The organism is Bacillus sp. NTK034 (genome assembly GCF_017303275.1).
Lineage (GTDB): Bacteria > Bacillota > Bacilli > Bacillales > Cytobacillaceae > Cytobacillus.
In genome coordinates this window covers 19,653-40,756 of record NZ_JAFKOJ010000009.1, presented here as the reverse complement: position 1 = coordinate 40,756, position 21,104 = coordinate 19,653, and the positions used below count along the sequence as shown (strand labels likewise).

17 protein-coding genes and 1 pseudogene are annotated in these 21,104 nt (G+C 39.4%); 3 read left to right on the top strand and 15 right to left on the bottom strand.

Annotated features, from left to right (window positions below; all coding sequences use genetic code 11):
• Nucleotides 1-348: 348 nt before the first annotated feature.
• The 4 genes from JI665_RS21715 to JI665_RS21700 all read right to left on the bottom strand — a co-directional run bounded on the left by JI665_RS21715 (nt 349) and on the right by JI665_RS21700 (nt 5,967).
• Entirely contained in the window at nt 349-2,031 is a 1,683-nt protein-coding gene (locus tag JI665_RS21715; protein ID WP_206844062.1) for a M28 family peptidase, read from the bottom strand.
• Nucleotides 2,032-2,221: 190 nt separating this feature from the next.
• Complete coding sequence (locus tag JI665_RS21710) at nt 2,222-3,646, bottom strand: YfcC family protein (RefSeq protein ID WP_244671278.1); 1,425 nt, start codon at nt 3,644-3,646, stop codon at nt 2,222-2,224.
• Between the two features lie 17 nt (nt 3,647-3,663).
• Complete coding sequence (locus JI665_RS21705) at nt 3,664-4,872, bottom strand: M20 family metallopeptidase (protein WP_206844059.1); 1,209 nt, start codon at nt 4,870-4,872, stop codon at nt 3,664-3,666.
• Nucleotides 4,873-5,055: 183 nt separating this feature from the next.
• Nucleotides 5,056-5,967, bottom strand: coding sequence for a LysR family transcriptional regulator (locus JI665_RS21700; protein ID WP_206844057.1), 912 nt, complete (start codon nt 5,965-5,967; stop codon nt 5,056-5,058).
• Between the two features lie 419 nt (nt 5,968-6,386).
• Here JI665_RS21700 and JI665_RS21695 point away from each other — a divergent pair, with 419 nt between their 5' ends.
• Complete coding sequence (locus tag JI665_RS21695; protein WP_206844054.1) at nt 6,387-6,854, top strand: hypothetical protein; 468 nt, start codon at nt 6,387-6,389, stop codon at nt 6,852-6,854.
• A 46-nt stretch (nt 6,855-6,900) separates the two neighbouring features.
• Here the strand turns inward: JI665_RS21695 and JI665_RS21690 are convergent, their stop codons facing one another.
• From JI665_RS21690 to JI665_RS21650, 9 genes are all read right to left on the bottom strand, one after another.
• Nucleotides 6,901-8,022, bottom strand: coding sequence for a hypothetical protein (locus JI665_RS21690; RefSeq protein ID WP_206844052.1), 1,122 nt, complete (start codon nt 8,020-8,022; stop codon nt 6,901-6,903).
• A gap of 17 nt (nt 8,023-8,039) precedes the next feature.
• On the bottom strand, nt 8,040-9,062 hold the full coding sequence (locus JI665_RS21685; RefSeq protein ID WP_206844049.1) for a Nif3-like dinuclear metal center hexameric protein: 1,023 nt from the start codon (nt 9,060-9,062) through the stop codon (nt 8,040-8,042).
• A gap of 419 nt (nt 9,063-9,481) precedes the next feature.
• Nucleotides 9,482-9,844 (bottom strand): Na-translocating system protein MpsC family protein, encoded by a 363-nt coding sequence (locus JI665_RS21680; RefSeq protein WP_206844046.1) that lies wholly within the window; start codon nt 9,842-9,844, stop codon nt 9,482-9,484.
• A 144-nt stretch (nt 9,845-9,988) separates the two neighbouring features.
• On the bottom strand, nt 9,989-11,194 hold the full coding sequence (locus JI665_RS21675; RefSeq protein WP_206844043.1) for a metal-dependent hydrolase family protein: 1,206 nt from the start codon (nt 11,192-11,194) through the stop codon (nt 9,989-9,991).
• Nucleotides 11,195-11,264: 70 nt separating this feature from the next.
• Nucleotides 11,265-12,395 (bottom strand): M24 family metallopeptidase, encoded by a 1,131-nt coding sequence (locus tag JI665_RS21670; RefSeq protein ID WP_206844040.1) that lies wholly within the window; start codon nt 12,393-12,395, stop codon nt 11,265-11,267.
• Between the two features lie 26 nt (nt 12,396-12,421).
• Nucleotides 12,422-13,837: a sodium:solute symporter family protein gene (locus JI665_RS21665; RefSeq protein ID WP_312886277.1), complete on the bottom strand. Its 1,416-nt coding sequence runs from the start codon at nt 13,835-13,837 to the stop codon at nt 12,422-12,424.
• A gap of 161 nt (nt 13,838-13,998) precedes the next feature.
• Nucleotides 13,999-15,183: a metal-dependent hydrolase family protein gene (locus JI665_RS21660; protein WP_206844034.1), complete on the bottom strand. Its 1,185-nt coding sequence runs from the start codon at nt 15,181-15,183 to the stop codon at nt 13,999-14,001.
• A 111-nt stretch (nt 15,184-15,294) separates the two neighbouring features.
• Nucleotides 15,295-16,872 (bottom strand): PucR family transcriptional regulator, encoded by a 1,578-nt coding sequence (locus JI665_RS21655; RefSeq protein WP_206844030.1) that lies wholly within the window; start codon nt 16,870-16,872, stop codon nt 15,295-15,297.
• A 183-nt stretch (nt 16,873-17,055) separates the two neighbouring features.
• Nucleotides 17,056-17,652, bottom strand: coding sequence for a LysE family transporter (locus tag JI665_RS21650; protein WP_206844028.1), 597 nt, complete (start codon nt 17,650-17,652; stop codon nt 17,056-17,058).
• A gap of 112 nt (nt 17,653-17,764) precedes the next feature.
• On the opposite strand from JI665_RS21650, the gene JI665_RS21645 reads away from it, so the two are divergent.
• Nucleotides 17,765-18,322 (top strand): helix-turn-helix domain-containing protein, encoded by a 558-nt coding sequence (locus JI665_RS21645; RefSeq protein ID WP_206844026.1) that lies wholly within the window; start codon nt 17,765-17,767, stop codon nt 18,320-18,322.
• Between the two features lie 351 nt (nt 18,323-18,673).
• The gene (locus JI665_RS21640; RefSeq protein WP_206844024.1) at nt 18,674-19,144 is read left to right on the top strand and encodes a DinB family protein; all 471 of its coding nucleotides are present in this window, start codon (nt 18,674-18,676) and stop codon (nt 19,142-19,144) included.
• A gap of 96 nt (nt 19,145-19,240) precedes the next feature.
• Here the strand turns inward: JI665_RS21640 and JI665_RS21635 are convergent.
• Together JI665_RS21635 and purU are read right to left on the bottom strand one after the other, a co-directional pair.
• Nucleotides 19,241-19,708, bottom strand: a pseudogene (locus JI665_RS21635) (DinB family protein); the annotation flags it as partial.
• A 173-nt stretch (nt 19,709-19,881) separates the two neighbouring features.
• A complete protein-coding gene (purU, locus tag JI665_RS21630) occupies nt 19,882-20,781 on the bottom strand; it encodes a formyltetrahydrofolate deformylase (protein WP_206844019.1) in 900 nt (299 codons plus the stop codon).
• Nucleotides 20,782-21,104 lie beyond the last annotated feature (323 nt).

The following is a 21,104-nucleotide window of genomic DNA, read 5'->3' as shown; positions in this document are numbered from 1 at the left end:
GACTGTTCCCTTTGAGACTGTTACAGAATGAAAAAGAAACAGGTTTGTCTGTTTCAAGGTATAAATGATATGTTAAATTCAAAAAAAATGCGTGCCTATCTTTTAACCAGGCACACCATTTCATCTACTATTAGGAGTCTTCCCCGTTTCTATCAGCCACCATATTGCCAGTTGAGTCAGTGATTGTTATAAATTTGTTATTGCAGTTAAATGCAAATGTATTCTGTACTCCCTATCTGGTCATTGGCATTCGGCTGTTCGATCCATTTTTCGGAAAACAACTGACTGCTATTCGATAAACCCGGATCGGTAACAGTGATGTACTGTCCAATTTGGAATCCCCCATGGTTAAATATACAAATCAATCTCCCTGCAAATCCCTTTAACTTCCTGTACAAAACGATTTCGCTGCCGAACAAAATAAGTACAAGCAAATAAAAATATTTCTGGTGTGGTATTTTTATGATAAACTCCTTTAACTTTTGCCAAACCCGGATAGGGATGAAAAGGGAAGGTGTTGTCATATTCATATCTGCTAGAGTATGAAAACATCAACCGATTTAACGTACCAGATACCTTTTTCAGCAATTCATTTAACCGTTTTTCATTATGATTCTCCTTTTCATGTAGTTTCTTGACCTTACTCATTAACACTTCTAGAGACCCATAAATTGGGGTGAAATCAAATTCTTTGTCGCTCAGTGAATCAATTTGCTCCAGGGTATTTCTGCTAGAACTCAAAAATTCATCAAGCCGGATTGGCAATACTCCACAGTTTGAAAGTATATTAACAAGACTGCTATGAATTTTCGTATCCCGTACCAGCAAGTCAAAATCAACTTTGTCAAACAAATCTTTCTCTGTATGCCACCACCAATTGCCCCCTGGTGTTTGATAGATTTTATTCTCACTGGCAGGTTCATACTTAAACATAATGTGAATGGGGATATTAGGTCCCCAAAAGGACTGGTCTGCACCACGCGGAAGATAGGTTAATTGTTCTGGTTTATTCCCTGTATAAGTTTTGATAATTTCTTCAAGCAGGTTCTTGTCTTCCATGGAAGTGGATCTTGGAAAAATCACCTCATTTCCTTTTGAACCTGGAAAGTCCACATTAATATGAGCAACACACCTTTCATTTAGGTCCTCCCAGAAATGATCACAGTACCATGCCGATCCAGCATATCTGCCATTGGAGTGGCCAGGCCACCAGGCAAATTTTATTCCTCTCTTTAACCTGGAATTACTAATACTGAACAGTCTGGCAAGTTCGAGTAATAAGGCATTTCCTACAGCATTATCAGTGGCTCCTTTATGCCAGGAATCATAATGGCTAGAAATTAAAAGAAACTCTTCCTCTTCGCCCTTTATGGTGCCAACTGGTAAACTAACAGTCTTAATACCTTCTTTTAAACCTGTTTTTATGGTTACGTTAATTTCTTTGTCAGCCAATTCCTCTAAGAGCCTAATACCGTCATGATAATTGACTCCGACAACTGGAAGCTTTGTTAGTTGGTCCATATTTTCAATCGTGGGAGTCCCCCAAATGGTCCCTACGGTTTCTTCATGAATGGCCTCTTCTTCTGATGGCCAAATATGTATTAAACCTAAAGCTCCAGCCTTTTCAATTTGCATAACATAATCCTCAAGGTAGTTCCAGCTAATAACTATTTTTCCTTTGAAATCTACAATACATGATTCTCCTTTTCTATCACTTGATTTATCATACACAAGCTTAGAAGTTATGCCATTAGGGCAATTCCTGCTAAAGGATCTGGCCTTGGCCCTTAATGTATAAGGAATTTGCGAATTCACCAATACTTCACCATAATGTGGATCACTGAAATATCCATCAAACTGATAACGTTCATAGGAGACTCCATATTGTTTAAGTTGATTGATAATGTAGGTAACCGCTTCTTCTGCCTCGGGTTCACCGGAAAGCCGTTCCAGCTCAGAAAGGAATTTTACATGTTTCTCCAATTCACTTTTATCAACTAGATGAGATACATTCATACCCGGTTTTTCCAATCTTCTCACTCCTGCCCATTCAGTAATAAAAACAACAAAACTCCTGCAAAAGCTATTTTTCGCAGGAGGAATATAAAGTCTTGATAGGTAACTTAGGGATAAGGAAGCTGAACGTGAATATTAACCAGACAATTGTAACTTAAACATTCTACTGTTAAGATGTCGATTGCCTGATACCAGCTCCGTGCCTTTAATAACTTATTCCATGAGCAATTAATACAAATACAGCTCCGATGGAAAACCAGATTAGGAAAAGCGGCCACATGAATCGGATCCAGCGGTTATATTTGATTTTTGAGACCGCCAAGCTTCCCATTAACATGGCAGATGTCGGCAGCATGATATTGGATAGTCCATCACCCAGTTGAAAGATAAGGACCGTTGTTTGTCTTGTAATATTGATAAGGTCTGATAAAGGAACTAAGACAGGCATGGTTGTAGCCGCTTGACCTGTTCCTGAGGTAATAAAGATATTTAATATATTTTGAAACGTGTACATCCCAAGAACTTGAACAGATGCTGGCAGTTGACCGATCGTTGAGGCAAGTCCGTTCACCACAGAATCAATGACATAACCTTGCTCTAAAACAACGACAACCCCTTTTGCGATACCTACAATAAACGCACCGAATGTAATGGCACTTGCACCTTTAACAAACTCTCCTGCAATTTTACTAGGTCCGTATTTTGAAAGAAAACCAACAATAATTCCTAGACTCAAGAAAAATGCCGCTAATTCTTCCATCCACCATCCCTGGCTGGAAACACCCCAAATTAGAACACCAAACCCTGCTATTACTGAGAGTATTGTTAAAATATGAGTCACTTTTACTGCTGGTAAAGCTGATAAATCTATTTCACCGCGATTTTCCTCTATTTCTAAATCATAAACAAGACTTGTAGTCGGATCCTTTTTAACCTTTTTTGCATAACGAATGATATACAAACTCGTTGAAAATAACAATGCCACTAATAGAATGGCACGAAGCCACATACCCGAAAACATAGGAAGTTCCGCAATGGCTTGGGCTATCCCTACATTAAATGGATTCAATAATCCTGCTGTAAAACCTGAAGCAGCTCCTAGCATAACCATCGCTGTTCCAGTAATGGCATCATATCCCAGCGATCTAGCAATTACAATTCCGATCGGTACAAAAGCCATAACCTCCGCAGACATCCCCATTGTAAATCCACCAACAGAGAAAAGAATAAGGAATATTGGAATAATAATTAGACCTTTATTCACAAAAGCCTTTCCTACCCGAGCTGCGACAGCTTCTATCGTTCCTGTTGAATTAATAATTTGAAATACCCCGCCAATTATAAAAATAAAGAATACAACATCTGCAGCACCTACTAAACCATGAACAATCGCTAAGGGTATATCTAAGATACTAACCGGGCTTTGCTCAACAGATTTAAAGGTATTTTCAACAACAAGCGTTTGACCAGTTGCTTCATCCTTGACCCGCTCAAATTCCCCAGCTGGCAGCAGGTATGTTAATAAGGCTGCAAAGAATATAAAGAAAATAATGATGACAAACGTGTGAGGCATTTTAAAAAAATTCCTTTTTTTCACTTGATTAGTTTCCATTCCAGGAATAGGCTTCATTTATCAAATCCCCTTTCTTATATTTTAGATAATTTAGCATCCTTATTCTTTTTCCATTTATCAAATTCGTTTCTGATTTCTTGTAATTTTGCAGGATTAAGACAAATATCATACGCTGTCATAGCTAACGCTTTTGCTGCCTTATTTAAGCCGGACATCCCATATTCTGATGCTGCGGCTTCCACAAATTCAGGAGTGTGTGTTGCAGCAGTATCCGTTATTTTTATATAAGGATGAATCGTTGCCGTTACTTGTCCAACATTACCAATGTCAGAGGAGCCAATTCCTCCCTTTTCAGGAGGATCGCTTACCAATTCACCTAGCTCTTCAAGATTTTTCTTAAAAATAGAAGCCAATGCCTTGTTGTTATTTCTTTCTGCATAAATTAAACCCTCAGAAATCTCTAATCTAGCCCCAACAGCTTCGGTTGAATATCGTGCAGCCGCACAAACTTTTTCTCTAACAACATGTAACGACTCGACGTTTTCAGCTCTTAATAAAAACTCTGCTTCACAATACGCTGGCACAACATTTGTTGCTTCACCTCCCTTGGTAATAATTCCATGTATTCTAACGTCATCCTTAAAAAATTGACGTAAGGAATTAACCGCAACAAAGGTATGGATAACTGCATCCAGTGCACTGATCCCTTTTTCAGGAGAAGCAGAGGCGTGTGCTGCTTTCCCATAGAATTTAAAAGTAACGTCAACACATGCGAGTCCCCCTCGTAATACCATTGTCTTACCGTGAGGGTGGCACATCATCGCTACATCGACATCATCAAATATCCCATGTTCGACCATTAGAATTTTCCCCCCTCCTTCTTCTTCAGCAGGTGTTCCGATGACAATAATTTTCCCATTAAGATTTGGGTGTGCGTCCTTTAGGGCTAACGCAGCCCCCACTGCAGCAGTACCGATAATATTATGGCCGCATCCATGTCCCAGCCCGGCTAATGCATCATATTCTGCTAAAATAGCAATGGTTGGTCCTCCTTTTTGCCCCTCCCATGTTGCTCGAAAGGAAGTTTCCAAGTTGGCAAGTCCTCTTTCGATAGAAAAACCCGATTTTTCCAGTGGTTCAACTAACCAATTCATTGCTTTATATTCTTGAAAACTAGTCTCTGGATTTGAATGAATTTTTAATGATAATTCCCGAAGCTCTGTATCTCTCTCATCTATTGCATGCAAGATTGCATTCTTACCTTTGACCGAAATATCATTCATAAAGTACACCCCTCAATTTTTTCAGAATATTATAACTTATATTTTTTAATGTTACACACAGACATACTATAAGTAAAATTAATCTTTTTTTAGATTACCCAAAAAATTTTTTTGGATAGTAGTGAGTACTTTATATCTTATTTCAAAAAGAAAAGACTAGAAGAGCAACACAAGCTGTGCCTTCTAGTCTTTTTTGATATAATATACGGCTTTAATGGATTCAACAAATTTGAAGATAGCCGCTAGCTGCAGAGAGGATTCACGGTACAGAAGCCAGGTTCGTTTCTTCATCTTTTGCCCATTTTTATAAGCTAAATCATAACAGAAGAGATGATCATGATCATGATTATGGATAAATGCTTGAGGAACAATGGAAAAGCCCAGCCCCATCTTAACCATTTCTTTACATGTCTCATAGCTATCTACCAGCATAGTTGTATTTGGAGATGTTTCATACCGTTCATTCCACCAGCTCGATATATTTTCCACATCAGACAGTTCCTTGGAATTCTTGTACTTAATTAATACGAAAGGTTCTTTTCGGTTGATAAATGGAAGAGAGGGAAGGTCCTCTATATTGATTTCCTGCTTTGTTATTAAACAAATACTTTCTTCATCTAAAAGATAAGACTTATCAGACCAATTATAGTCTCCCCTAACAATCGCGACATCGATTTCGCCATCATTCAGTAAGCCCATCATCTCTTTACTGAATCCTGAATCGACGTTTAAATGAACATTCGGATAATTCGCTGTATATTCTTTTAAAATGGGCGGCAAGTTATATTGGCAAAAATGACTGCTGACCCCAATTCTCAAATTACCTTTTACTTCATCCCCCATATTCAATAAGTAATCCTTTGCTTCTCTAAAGTCCGAAAGATATTTATTTGCATAGGAAACTAAATACTCCCCTGCCGGTGTGAATTTTACCCTTTTTCCATTTTTGGATATTATCTCTACCTGGAATTCCCTCTCCAACTGTCTTAATCGATACGTAAGAGCAGGCTGTGTCATATATACTCGCTCTGCTGCCTTTGTCAGATTCAATTCTTCATAAAGATATTGTAAAATTAGACAATCCTTTTCTTGCATTTCCTCCCCCTCTTTAATAAACATAAGATTCTTTTTTCATTTATACTTTTTTGGATAATCGACATAAATAAATTCACTTGCTTAAGAGCTCAATATCGTTAGAAACATTATAAACTATTATTATACTAACCAGTAAGATTACATTCTAACTTAATAAATTATTGATTTTAGCTTTCTTAGTTTCTATTTGCCCACTAATTTGCTATCATTCACCTGCCGCTCTCAATCTCGTTCATTAACTAACGATGCGGTTTTCTTTTTTGAAATTCAATTCTTTAAAAATGGCGCGCCCTATAAAGAGCACGCCATTTTCATTCAGATTTATCCACCTTTTGTAGATAGTATTTTTACCAACCCAGTATCCTTTGGATTTTTAGAGCATAAACATCAGTATCCAGTAACAGAAAAGAGGGGTAGCCATGTCCTTTATCGGATTTGAACTGATAGCCAAAAGAGCATGGACGATTTTGCCTGGCCACACTTTCTCAATGTCCATTCTATGGAACAAAAAAAAGATCCCTTCCTCTATTGGAAGAGACATCTATCATGAACCTGGACTGATTCTCCCTGATAAAAGAATTGCAGCTACAGGAAGGATTCATCATCTGTCTGATCATACAATAAATCACTATGAACCCATACAAACAGCACCATGTAAGCTTATTCGCCGGACTGACTTCCCTCTGGATGATCTTAAAATTGAACTACTTGCACCGAAGAAGAAAGGGATTATGGAACCATTTCATCAAACGGCCGTTCTTTTCTTATGGAACGAGGAAAACAATCTTTTAAGCAAAACAGAGCTCGATCTGGATCCCCAATCAATTGAAAGGAACCCTCCAGATCAATATTTTATCGATCTATCTTTTTTACTGGGTAAAATTTAAAATCTTATAAACAATCCTTAAAGCCATTTTTTCACCTTCACTCCCATTAAACTAATATCGGTGTTAAGAAATAAACAATTAAAAATGCTGTCAATATACGCATAACGATTCCTAATACAGCTGCTCCCAATGCTTCTTTTTCACTGAGGTCAGAATTAGCTGCCCATATAACCGGGATTTGACCAAAGATTGTTGACAGGGGTAATCCCGATGACGCCAGCACAAAAGATCCAATCACCAAGCGCGGATCCAACGAACCCGCAACTTCTGATAACTGGGCCATTGCAAGCGCAGGACTAGCCAATATGGAAAGAATACCAGTTTCCGGGTGAATATTTAGAGCTAACAATACTGTTGACAAGCCGGACTCAAATTTTGACCAAATTCCGATGTAGTCCAAAACACCAATAGCAGCAAACACGACAGCGGCAGCCGGTATAATGAGAAGGAATAAAAGCTCTGCTCCCTCCCTGGCTGCATTAAATAGAGTCGGTAAAAAGCCAGTCTTTGGCGTAAATTGAGGCAGCTTTGCAATTTGGACAGCTCTCGTATCCCGGTAAATGGTTTTAAATAGTAGAAACGGAACAACAATGACAGGCATGAAAACAGCCAGCACTACCACTATAAAGGCATTGGCCCCTACAGCCGTTAAAGCAACCATGCCTAACATAAATGTAGCAAAAGACTGCTGGGATTGAACCATGGTTGCTACCGCTATTTTTTGCTCTGCTTTTGTTGCTCCCGAACGGATCAAGATCGGTCCTGCAATTTTTCCGGCTGCATTAATATCCCCAAGAATATTATATATACTTGGAATGATAACCGCTGAATTCACTTTCATCAGCTTTGTAACAGGAATGAATATCCGAATTAACGCATCCGTAAACCCCAGCCTTTCCAGTACCCGGCCTATTATGACACTCACAATAATGGAAACTCCTACCGTGCCGGTTAAAAATATCTCTACGATAACCGGGAAAACTTGATCAACAATGGAAGTAAATAACCCGGCTAATGTTCCTGGAGTGATTAACAATACCAGCAGTGAGATTATGACTAAACCAAGACCTACTACTTCGATTTGTGTCCATTTTCTAGTTAAAGGAATCGGGGCACTATTCTCTTCTATTTCTAAATTTTTTTGTACTAAGGATTTAACCTCGCTCATCTACCTGCACTCCTTTTTTATAGTGTATGGACAGCCGTTTTTTTCAATAGATACCCCTCAGCCATTTCTTCTGCATATTTCTTTAAATGAGGTGATCCCATTTCATTTAAGGATATGCTTGTCACACGTTCCCGGAAAACAACAACTTCAACATCAGGCAGCAGTCTGTCTAAGGCATAAGCTAAAGGCAAACCATTTTCGAGTATTTCTAACACATGGCAGTTGCCAATAATAAAATTAACTCCTAACTCCTTAGCCGTTTCAATCAGGGGATGTCCATCATAAACCCGGCTAATGGAAGCGAGAACCGTGTCAGCCTCAGGGTGTTCTTTGATGACTTGCCGCAAATGATCAGGCGAAAATCCCGTATGCGGGAAAATGTGCACTATATTGTTCACAGGGCTGGTTTCTTCACCAATAACAATTCTCGCGCGCGTCACCGTACTTGTTTCATTCAGAGATGAAGCAGTGCGAAGTTCCTTTTCAGTATGTAATAGATCTTCTTCCTCCTGCAGACCCATATATTTATCTAACCGGGTTAAAATATCTCCGAGAGTGTTCACCTCTGGGAATACTTTTCCTACAAATAAAATATTTCCGTGTATTCCTCCATAAGAAACCTCTGTCCGGTATACCTGATGGCCGTGCAAAAATGGGATGCCAGGGTGCAACCCATGGAAAGCTTCATGTAATTCAAAGGCAGCTACATTATATAAATCCAGATAGTTTTTCAAAATAACACCGCCCGAATTAGCCGCTTCAGCTATCGGATGGTGAGCAACAATGGCATCGACTCCAGTAGCCCCGGCAAGTTCGATGCATCCTTCCGTCATTGTCATTGCGACTGCGATTTTTTTTACTTCTTTTTGCATTTCACCATAGACAAGACCAGGCGTTTCAATGATCTCTTTTCCGGGAATGTTGGAAGACTTCATAATGACAAATGGATGCTCACCTCTCGTAATATCATTTAGAGATTTAATCACTCTTCCTCCTGTAAGGTCATCCAGCGCATTCAATACATCTTCTACTGTTTTCATAATATGTTGCCTCCTTATTATTTTTGGCTCTTTTCGTATAAATTGTTGTTTTTAGCCTATCAATGTTGTCCGTTGATTTCCGCTCCAGGCTGCTCGCTTTCCGCGGGGCGGGCGTTGAGCCTCCTCGGCGCTCCGCGTCTGCGGGGTCTCACCTGTCCCGCTACTCCCGCTGGACATTGAATATGCTTCCTCGAACAAACACCGCACGAAGAAAATGCGAATGCATTTTCGAGGATCTCGCACCTTCCGCTGCAACCAACTCAGCAAATAATATACAAAAATCAACAAACCTTGCGAAAACAGCCTAATTTTTATAAAAAAAACCGTCAGCACAAATCAAACAGACGCTAGTCTGAAAGATTGTACTGACGGTTTTTATGCACTCTTAAGAGTTCAATGGACCAGTCACCATTATTTAGTTACCTGGAAATATAGGCACATGTATCCCGATCCAGGGTAATGATAGTGCCTGAAAGTTCAGTAACGGGATCATAGTCTTTTAAAATAGAAAGTACCTTCATCCCATATTTTTCTTCCAGGACATTCCTTAAATGTTCCTTATAACTGTCTATGATGGCAATGTCTGTCATTCGGGTTACAAAGCGATTAATCTCGTCCAAATGTTTAAGAGATGGAATTCTCTTGTGATAGGCGAAAATTAATATCTTATCCCCCAAAAAGTCGATTCGCTGACTTTTGACACCAATGTTAAACAAAAGAAGGTTGATATTGTTGTAGTCCTTAATTAGTTCCTGTTTAAATGGGCCAGCAGTCCAACTCATTTACTCACACCATCTTTTTGAAATTTCAGAATCATTCGATAAATAGAATTTAACATAGTTAAACCTATCTGTAAAGTGTTTATATTAAAAATATATTTTACTAGATATAATTTGCACCATTAAAACTCTTCCTTCAGAAACTACTCATTCCGCAATCATTTCCAGGTTTTTATTTGTATGCTTCATAAGAGCTTTTCCCCTGATTACAACCATCTCTATACTTTCTAAGTTACTCAGGCACTCATGCGGATTTTCCTTAAGTAAAATCAAATTTGCCCTGTATCCCTCTTTAATTTGCCCAACGTCACGTCCTAAAATTTTCCCGGCATTTACAGTAGCTGTTTTAAGAACCTCTTTCGCATCAGGAATCATTTCATACATGGTATACAATTCATCCAGCAGCGCCCGGTGAGAAGTACATGGGGAACCGGCATCTGATCCGGCCCCAATTAAGATATTCCGGTTAAAATAGGATTTAAATGCATTCCGATGAATGCTGACGATTTCCTCAGCTTTGTCTTTTGCATAAGAAGGAATTCCTTCCTGTGTAGCAATTTGCTTGTAGACGAACAATGTTGGAATCCAGGCGGTATTCCGTTCCTCCATTAAGGCAGCCAGTTCATCATCCAGAAAATGGCCATGCTCAATCGTATCCACACCCGCAAGTATCGAATTATAGATACCATCACGGCCAATCGCATGGGACGCTACTTTGAGTCCAAAACGATGTGCCTCTTTGCAGATGACTTCCTGCTCTTCCAGGCTAAGCTCTGCATTGCCGACCTGTTCCCCTTCTATTCTTCCATAGACCCCTCCAGTAGAACTTACTTTAATCACTTCGGCACCCTTAAAGATTTGTTCTCGCACACCTTTTAGCGCCTCTTCCTTTCCATCGACAAATCTTGCCCAGAACGGATCATGCCCGCCTGTCATGGTTAAGGTTTTTCCGCTTGCAATCACATCAGGACCTGAAATGAGCCCCCTTTTGATCCCTTTTGCCACATGCAGAGCAATGTCATCAATGGAGCCAATGTCCCTGACAGTTGTTATACCGTGCTGGAGATAGGTTTGACAATTGGCAACTGCTCGTATCAGCATCTGCTCATAGCCTTCTGTTTCGGAGGTTTGAACTGGATTCAATGAACCGTCCCACATCATATGAATATGTAAATCTATTAAGCCTGGAGCGAGAAACCCTCCATTTCCATCGATGACCTTTACATTGGCTGGCAGTTGAGACTCAGGGATAATACCCTTGATCAAACCATCTTTTATCCAAAGAGCAAATCCCTTCTTACAATCCAATTCTTCCCCATACAATAGCTGCACATTTGATATCACAACCTCCATCACATGTTCCTCCTATCACTATTAAAAGGAAGAAGTATACTACTTCTCCCCTTCTCATTTGGTATATGAATTAAAAAAGCAGGGACTCCATATCGCGTGGATATTCTGTAATTAATCGGCATCCATCAGATGTGATAAGAACTGTATCAGAGTGTCTAAAACCGCCAACCCCCGGTATATAAATCCCCGGTTCGATCGAGAATGCCATTCCTTCCTCTACCACATCATAATGGTCATAACGCAAAAATGGCTGCTCATGAGCTGATACACCTATTCCGTGTCCGGTACGGTGAATCGCATATTTTTCAAGTCCAGCCTTTTCAAACACTTCACGGGCAACACCATCTACCTCTGAAAATTTCACACCTGGCTTAATAAAATCAATTGCACGCTGCTGCGCTTCTATAGCAGCCTGAAACGCCTTTTCCTGCTGGGATGTTGGCTTTCCGACAATGACGGTTCTCTCTAATTCTGCACGATATCCATTTAGCCCGACCTGTCTGCTGTGAATAATGACATCTCCTGCTTCAATTTTTCTTGTGTTGGAGAAGACGTGCGGCATGATACTTCGTTTTAACCCGGAAGGCGACATAACCACAATATCAATTACGGAATCCGGATATTGGGCAGCAGTTGCTTCAAACAGCGCCGCATTTCCCGCTGCATCTATTTCCATTTCTGTTATTCCCGCTTGAATTTGCGCTAATGACTTGCTTACTGCCAGATTCACTAATTGTCCGGCCTGCTCCAGCATGTGAATTTCTTCTTCATCCTTAATAAATCGCATTTGATAAATGAATTGCCCAACATCAACCACCTGATAGCCTGATTCCTGAAGATAGAGAAGAGCATCACCCGGAATAAACGCTAAATCCACACCAATTTTTGATGAGTCGTGACTTTGTTTTACCAATGCACGTATATGCTCTATATGCGAAGTCTCATCCCTGCCGGCTCCAGGATGCTCATAATAGACCAGGACATCATCTGCATGTGAATGCTCCAGTGCATGGGTTTCTTCAAGGCCAGGAACAATCATGGCAGTCTTTTCCTGTAAATGAAAGATGATGGGCCGTGAATAAATTAAAGCTTTAAAATTCGTTAAATAAAATTGATGGTCCGGATTAAAGACAAATACGGCAGAAATTCCTTGTTCTTTCATATACTCTTTTAATCGATTGATTCGTTTCGCTGAATTCACGATTTCCAACTCCTTTTCAAATCCTTTTAGCTTGTATGATCTGTCGTAAGATCTGCTGAGACATTTTTATTTCTGGTTAATAGGCTGACAATAATGAGTGTTAAAACAGACAATGGCAAGGCAAACAGGACACTATTCCAATCTAAAGGCCGGTCAAGACCGATTTCCCAGATCATAGTTGCAGAACCACCCACAAGCATGGAGCTGATGACGCCTGCTTTTGTCGCATTTTTCCATAATACGGTTGCCAGAATGGCCGGAGTTAAGGACGCACCATACATCGTATAGGAATACATTTGGATCGCCAATACACTTGGGAAGAATTGCCCTAACACATACGCAAGGACCCCTAATACCACGACAATCATACGGTTGTACCACAGAAGTTTACTCTCTGATAGCTTGCTTTTACTTGAGCGCTGGATTAAGTCACTAACGATATTTCCTGATGCTGATAACAGATAAGAAGTAGCTGTTGTGATAATAAAGGCAACGGCTGAACAGAGAATAAGCAATCCGACTACTAAAGGTACACCATCAATCGCGAGCGATAGTATAGCTGTATCAGGCTTGATTTCTGGAAAAAGCACAATGGAGGTAGTTGCTAAGATGATGGTTAAACTTATGACAAACACACTGCCAACAAAAAATCCGATAGTGGATTTCCGGGCTACGTTCGGATCTTTCGCAGCGGAAAATCGCTGATACATGTTTTGATCACCCAGAACGAGTAAAAACAATGGCAGGAAGAAGCCGAGAAGCTGAGGAAATGATAAGCCGCCATTCCAGGTCTTATTCATTTCAGGCAAAGATAGAGATAACCCTTCAAATCCCCCGACAGCATTCAATGCAAAGGGAACCCCGAATAGAAAGCCAATGATAATTAGAATGGCACTTAGTGCATCAGTATAAGCAACTGAAAATAGCCCGCCGCTTACCGTTAAGAAGATAACCAGTGCACACATAATGATGGCTCCAATTTCGAGTGGAATGCCTGTGGTTAATTGCAGCACATAAGCTCCACCTGTAAACTGGTAGGCTGTTATTCCGACAAAGGCAAAGATGATAATAACGGATGATATATAAAGAGCTGTTTTTCCAAAGCGCCGTTCCAAAAGATCCGGTACTGTATAGATTTCAATCTGGCGAATTTTAGAAGCTATAAAATACAAAATGATTGCTCCAACAATTCCGCCTGACAGATTAAAAATAGCGGCAAACGGTCCGTATTGGTAAATAAAGCTTGCTCCGCCGACTACAGTTCCAGACCCGACAAACGTTGCCAAAAGAGTACCCATGACGACGAATAGAGGCAGGCTTCGTCCTGCAACCATGAAATCATCACTGTTTTTCACCGATTTTTTTGCGAAATACACACCAATCAACGCCATGAAAACCAGATAAATAACAACTGCAACTAAATAAATGTTCAATAAGCTCACTCCTTTTACTATTTTTATATAAGGCTGTGTGGAAGCTTAATGCTTATTTAATCTGGAACAGTGATCCATTTTCCTTATTAAATTTTCTTTAGAATTTACCCAAGGGAGACCCCGCACTTGCAGAGCCCCGTTGCAGTATCCGTTTCAGCTTACAGAAGACTTCAGCTGACCAAAACACCATTTTTCATAACCTGCTTGTCTCCCCGCAAACTATTTAAATCATTTAAAGGATTGCTGTCTACAATCAGCAAATCGGCAAACTTTCCTGGAGAAATACTGCCGCGCTGATCTTCAATCCCGAGACATTCAGCGGCAACATTCGTAGATGCTTTGATGACTTCCATTTCCGACATGCCCGCTTCATGCATAATCGCTAATTCATCATAATAATAGCGAGGCGGTGTTAATGGAGAGCCACAATCAGTACCTGTCGCAATCTTTACTCCGATTTGAACTGCCTCCTGCAGCATCAAGAAATGCGGTCCCACTACTTGCTTCGCTTTTTCAAGAGCATATGCGGGAATGTCCGGACTGCTTATAAGCTGCCTCATGACAGCCATTGTCGGCACTAAGAAGGTTCCCTGATTTTTCATGATTTCAAGAGCCTGACGATCTGCGTAAATTCCATGTTCAATTGTGTCAATTCCGACCTCTAAACAGTTCATAATTCCTTCAATCCCATCTGCATGAGCAGATACCTTTTTATTTTTCTTTAGAGCCTCTTCTTTTGCCGCACTCAGTTCTTCTATTGTTAACTGAACGGAACCAGGTTCTTCCCCTTTGGTATAAATACCGCCCGTTGCCATCACCTTCACCAGGTCTGCCCCTTCTTTGAGCACCCTTCTAGTATTCTTGCGGACTTCGTCCGGCCCGTCCGATTCGTAGCCTAAATAATAGACATGTCCTCCTGTCATGCAAATGGGTGCTCCTGAAGCAATAATGGTAGGCCCTGCAAGCAAGCCGGAATCAATGACATTTCTTACATGCAATACGGTTCGATCCGGAGCTCCCAAATCTCTCACTGTAGTGACTCCTAATTTCAGTGTATCTAATGCATGCTTGTAGGCTTCCAAAGCAATCCTGTCATTTTCCTCATTTTTTATGACAGATTGCGGATCTGCACTGCCATTCCAAACGAGATGCACATGACAGTCAATCAATCCCGGAAGTATATGTTTTCCGGTACAATCAATGACCTCAAACCCTTCTGTTTCAGCTGGCTCCCCTTGCTGCACCTCTGAAATTTTCCCATTTTCAATCTTAATGTATGAATTCTCCACCACCTCATCGTTTAGTCCGTCAATAATGCTGCCATTTTTTAAGATCCATTTCGTGTTTGCCGGCATTGTAAAGCCCTCCTATTGTTTGATTATTCAAAATCATAACAATAGAAAGAATATTTATCATTGTATACTACAAACAAAAAAGAGACAGTAATTTGTCTCTTTTAAACAATTCTATTGAAATTGACCTGCCTTCTGTTTATAGCTCTTTATAGAAAATGCCAGCATCAGCATCGAATAATTGGATGGATTTTGAATATCCACCTGTATTAATTCGGTTATTTTCTGCAATCTGTACTTTACCGTATTGGGATGCACAAATAATTCACCGCTCGATTTTTGCAGATTAAAGAAGTGTTTTAAATATGTATATAGCGTTTCGGTTAAGGAAGCATTTTTCTCCTGATCATAGGCAAACAAAGGACCCAGTAATTCTTCATCGAAGTTTTGAAACAAATGATGGGATTGTAGATTGTAGGCTATCTTTTCAATCCCCATCTCATCCCAAAACACCAATTGTGCATCTTGAATTTGGCCATGCAGCAGCCCCACCGATGATTGGTCATACATAGCTTTCATTTTGCTGCAATGATTCACCTCGTCTATCGCACTTACACCAATACGGATTCCTGGATAATCTGTCAGGATTTTTGCTAATCTATCTCTGTCTAAAATTGAATCGATCACCCCGACAATTTTTCTGTTATAAATCCATAATCGGGAGTTTGTTTCATTTTCTATTAAACTCTCAGAAAGCATTTGAAGCTTTAACGGAAGTGTTTCCGGAGAAGAGGACTGCACCTGGAAAATGCATCTTACCTTCTTAAGGTCCATATAAAAATCGGAAAGATTTTTATCAGCGGACTCACCTTGAAAAATACCCTCAAGCATTTCGATATCTTTGCTCTTTTGATAATGAAGCAAGGTATTTTTATTATAGGCTGCTAAGCTTAAGGCACGTATACCATTCTTAATAACCTCTTCTGAAAACTTATCCGCCGTTCCATTTTGACAAATGATCAGATATCCAAGAAAGCTCATCTTAGAAAACAGCGGGGCTACCTTGAAATTTTGATCAGAAAAACCATCCATTTTCACAGCTATATTTGCTTCACGATTGGTGAAGCGCACCTTTAACACATTCTCTTTATGCTGGTTTATGATTAAATTAATCAGGTGCTTAATCTCATCTCTGGTTTGCTCTTTCATTTTCCAATATGCAATCAAATCAAAATACGGGTCTAGCACGCACACAACATTGTTTATATATTCTCCTATTACTTTTACAATTGAATTCAAATCCTTTTCCAGGAGAACAATTTCCATTAATTTTTCATTTAATTTATGGATTTTCGAAGCCTGTTCATTTTCCTTCTGATTTACCAGCTTATTATATTTTTCGTGGATGACATAGTATGGGATCTCTTGGGGGATTTCAAAAAGCGGGAAAGAATGGGTATGGGAATAGTCAATCACTTCCCTTGGAATTGTTTTCAATGCTGCTGTATGAAAACCAATTGCACTTATACCGATTTCCTGCATCCATTCTAAATGGCTAATCATTTGCTTCACATCTTTAAATGCATGAAACGTAGTCATAACAAACCCTTTTTCTTTCATACGGGATGTTTTTTCCGTAAGCTCCATGCTTGTTAAGTAGGCAATCTCTTTATTCATATTTTGACTGCCGCCGCTCACCTGCAAAATATGATCCCTTTCTAACACATCAGCAAAGTCTTTGAGTGTAATCATAAGATTCCCCCCTTTTGATAGAAAACAATAAAACTCATCTATGAATTTCTTATTTTTTTCAATAGTTTGTTAATATTATAAAGGCAACTTATGATAAATAAAATGGATAAAACCTAATGGTGATTTAAACATGTATGGGGTACAGCATTTGGCTGTACCCCATCATTAAGACCGCTCATTCATTCACCGAATGAAGTACCCCACAAGAATCGACCCGGCACTATACACCAGCAGCAAAGCCATTATCACATTAAACTGACTTCTATACTTCGCCAGGAAGGATTGAAAAATCGATCCAAAAACACTCCAGCAAAAGGTGCTCAAGAAACCAACAAATGCAAGGAAAATGGAAAAGGATATCAGGCTCGTATGTGAGGTATAGTATGGAAGGATAAAGGTTGATATAACTGTAACCCCATATAAGATCCCCTTTGGATTAATAAATTGTAAAAGCATCCCGATTAAAAAGCCGTTTTGCTTTCCATCATTATTGTTTTGATTATCCGATTTACTGGTCATGATTTTAAGGGCCAAAAACAGCATATAAATGACTCCAATGATGGTCATGATCAATTCAATCTTTGGAATGAATTGATGAAGCAATAGATTAAAATAGCTGCTAAGTATCATAATGACAAAGAACCCCGCGCTTACCCCCAAACAAAATCGTATCGTATTTCTTAAACCGAACCGGTTAGCGAATACCATGGCCATAATATTGTTTGGACCTGGCGTAAAGCTGGTAACAAAAACATATAAGAAAAAAGATAATAAAGACACAGCTGCCTTCCTCCTTTGCGTGTATGTTATAATGTACAAAAAGACAATATAACGATTTACTACATATTGTATATTACGGACGTTATATTGTACAGATGAAAGGAATGCAGGTATGGAAGAAATTCATTTAATTCTTGCTAAAAACTTAAAAGCATATCGAGAAAATAAAAAATTAAGTTTAGAGAAGGTGGCCGAATTAACGGGAGTTAGTAAAACGATGATCGGCCAAATTGAACGGGGCGAATCAAGCCCGACCATCACAACCATCTGGAAGATTGCAAATGGTCTAAAGATCTCTTTTACCTCACTGATTAATCATCCTCAGCCGGATACTCAAGTTGTTTTAAAGAAGGAAATTCAGACATTATCAGAGGATCATGGCAGGTATCGGGTATATCCTTACTTTCCTTTCGAAAACGATAAACGATTTGAAGTGTACACTGTCGAAATCGACAAAGGAGGATACCTGAGTGCTGAAGCTCATATCGAGGGAACCGAAGAGCTGATTGTTGTCTTTGATGGGGAAATAACCATAAGGGTTAATAACGATGAATATACATTGGAAAGCGGTGACTCCATCAGATTCAAAGCTGATCGGCCCCATACCTATCATAATTCAGGGAAATCTTTGGCACGTGTCAGTATGATTTTATTTTATCCGGCAGAATAAATGCATTGCTATGATTGGCGTAAATTTAACTGAAATCTTAAATTGACAGACCCTTCCGCACAAAAAGCAGCCTCCCGGGGCTGCTTTCCTCGGTTAATGTTCCCCACAGCATATCATCAACCGGTTTGATAAAGAAAAGCTTACTGGTTTGCTTAACGTTGTGTAAGTGACATTATAATTGGTTGGATGTAAGGTCCTGCCATTTACAAAATATAAATTTATTAATTTCAAACTAATCCTTCTCCGTATATAAAAGAAAACAATAATCCATTTTTCAGTCCATTGACACTCCTAATCTTCCCGGATTTTTGGTATATTGACAGATGAGAATATTTGGAAGGGGAGAAAAGAATGAATGAACTAGTGTTTAAACAGTTTGAGAAGACAAGAGGTTATTTTATTAAAAAGATCGAGTCAGTTTCAAAGGATGTAGCAAGGGTACAGCCAGACGGTTTTAACAACACGATCCATTGGCATATTGGCCATGTATTAACGGTCTGTGAACAGTTTATGTTCGGCTTTCCCCGCAAAACGACCCATATCCCTGCAAACTATATTGAATTATTTGGGAACGGTACAAAGCCGGCTGATTGGAAAGGTGATATACCTGAAACAGATGAGCTCATTGTACAGCTGAAGGATCAATTGGTCCGAATCCAGCAAATTCCAGCAGAACGGTTAAATGAAAAGCTGGCTAAACCATTTTTGGGACTTGAAACCTTTGGTGAATTAGCCGAATTTGCGTTGTTTCATGAGGCAAACCATTTGGGGCATATTCAAGCGATGGAACGGGTTATTCATCATACAGGTGTAAAGAACTAAAAAAGGAAAGATTATTTTAATTTTAGTCTTAAAAGTGACAAAGGGTGCCCATTGATATTACGAACAGCACCATTGGGCATCCTTTCTTATCTAAATCTAGTCTCTCGTCCCCAGAACATCTGTATTTGGCGGTTCATACCCCAACTGGCGGGCCATCGCCATAATCTGTCCTTTGTGATGGTATTCGTGAGTGACAGTATGCATGATCAGTTTTCGAGGAGTCATTGAAATCTCCTCAGTTGATTCTCTCCAAGGAATAGGCTGCACGATTGATTGATCCATTTTTTGAGCAAATGACTCAAGAACTTCATACACATAAGCATCTGCTTGTTCAAAAAGTGTCCTGATTTCCTCGATGCCGATTGTCGGAATGTTTTCTCTAGGCGTGATAGGCTTCTTCGTTTTTAATAAAACAAATGATCCTAGCCAGCCATGATAACAATTCGCTACATGAACAAGTGTGTCACGCACACTCTGCCAGCCGAATCCCATTTCACGCGTAAAATCTTTTGGATCCATTTTACTGCAAAAGTCCAAAAGCACTTCCCGATTCTCTTTGACCCATTCGTATTCCTTCCGCTCCTTTGTATCCGTCCTCTTTTCTTTCTACTCTTTACTTTTCCTGGAACCCTGGACTTTTCGAATATAGATGATCTGTCCAATTTGATAAGTGTTATGTGTGCACAAATTTGATAACGCCCCCCTGAGAGACAGGCACTCATTACCGCTCCTTTTCCTTAAAAAACAATTGTTTTGTTTTCATGAACAATAATCCGGTCTTCTAAATGCCATTTTACCGCTCTGGCAAGAACACTTCGTTCAATAGAACGTCCGCTCTTTTTTAGATCATCTATATGATCCCGGTGGTCAACACGCTTGATATCTTGTTCAATGATTGGTCCTTCGTCAAGATCGTTTGTAACATAATGAGACGTTGCCCCAATTATTTTTACCCCGCGCTGATGGGCCCGATCATATGGCCTCGCACCAACAAATGCAGGAAGGAAAGAGTGATGAATATTAATGATTTTGAATGGATGAGCCCCAACAAAGGCTGGCGTCAAAATTTGCATATATCTTGCTAAGATGATTAAGTCAATATCAAATTCTTTTAAAAGCTGAAGCTGTCTTTCTTCAACTTCCTCTCTATTTTCTTTACTTGCTGGTATGTAAAAGAATGGAATATGCAAGGATTCTGCAATCTGTCTTGCTTCCTCGTGATTGCTCACAATAAGAGCGATGTCGGTAAGCAAATCACCACTTTGCCATTCCCATAACAGCTCACGTAAACAATGAAGTTCTTTTGATACGAAAATAGCTGTCTTCTTCAATTCATAAACAAATGCTAATTTCCATTCCATTGAAAATGTTTCTGCGATTTCCTTAAATTGACTCTTCAACTCTTCTTCCTTCGACTGTAAACCAGGACATTCAAACTCGATCCGTATAAAAAAGGTTCCACCCTCTGGATTTGTCGAGTATTGACTCGATTCAATAATATTAGCATCATGCTGGAACAGAAACTTGGATACAGCAGCCACAATGCCCGGCTGATCAGGACAATTGATAAGCAGCCGCCCCCTGTTTTTTTGACTTTCTCTAAATACTTGAAGTTGATCTTGAATAGATGAATTCATATGAATCTCCTTTTTTAATTTTAATAACTATAATAGACTTATTGTTCTGGATTTAAAAGCATAATTTTTTATAAAGTTATTTATTTGGGTTTAAAAGGAAAGTAATTAACCTTTAATTGATAAAGACGGTTTTCACTTCGTAAGGATATTACACTAGTCAATTACCTAACAGCCTATGACATGAATGGTGGTTTAAACATTTATGGGGTACAGCTTTGAACTGTACCCCATCATTAAGACCACTCAATCATTTACCGAATGAAATACCCCACAAGAATCGACCCGGCACTATATACCAGCAATAAAGCCATTATCACATTAAA

Coding starts and splice junctions, on each gene's coding strand:
- JI665_RS21710 (WP_244671278.1), bottom strand. CDS start 3,646: ATGAAGCCTATTCCTGGAATGGAAACTAATCAAGTGAAAAAAAGGAAT.
- JI665_RS21705 (WP_206844059.1), bottom strand. CDS start 4,872: ATGAATGATATTTCGGTCAAAGGTAAGAATGCAATCTTGCATGCAATA.
- JI665_RS21700 (WP_206844057.1), bottom strand. CDS start 5,967: ATGCAAGAAAAGGATTGTCTAATTTTACAATATCTTTATGAAGAATTG.
- JI665_RS21695 (WP_206844054.1), top strand. CDS start 6,387: ATGTCCTTTATCGGATTTGAACTGATAGCCAAAAGAGCATGGACGATT.
- JI665_RS21690 (WP_206844052.1), bottom strand. CDS start 8,022: ATGAGCGAGGTTAAATCCTTAGTACAAAAAAATTTAGAAATAGAAGAG.
- JI665_RS21685 (WP_206844049.1), bottom strand. CDS start 9,062: ATGAAAACAGTAGAAGATGTATTGAATGCGCTGGATGACCTTACAGGA.
- JI665_RS21680 (WP_206844046.1), bottom strand. CDS start 9,844: ATGAGTTGGACTGCTGGCCCATTTAAACAGGAACTAATTAAGGACTAC.
- JI665_RS21675 (WP_206844043.1), bottom strand. CDS start 11,194: ATGGAGGTTGTGATATCAAATGTGCAGCTATTGTATGGGGAAGAATTG.
- JI665_RS21660 (WP_206844034.1), bottom strand. CDS start 15,183: ATGCCGGCAAACACGAAATGGATCTTAAAAAATGGCAGCATTATTGAC.
- JI665_RS21655 (WP_206844030.1), bottom strand. CDS start 16,872: ATGATTACACTCAAAGACTTTGCTGATGTGTTAGAAAGGGATCATATT.
- JI665_RS21645 (WP_206844026.1), top strand. CDS start 17,765: ATGGAAGAAATTCATTTAATTCTTGCTAAAAACTTAAAAGCATATCGA.
- JI665_RS21640 (WP_206844024.1), top strand. CDS start 18,674: ATGAATGAACTAGTGTTTAAACAGTTTGAGAAGACAAGAGGTTATTTT.
- purU (WP_206844019.1), bottom strand. CDS start 20,781: ATGAATTCATCTATTCAAGATCAACTTCAAGTATTTAGAGAAAGTCAA.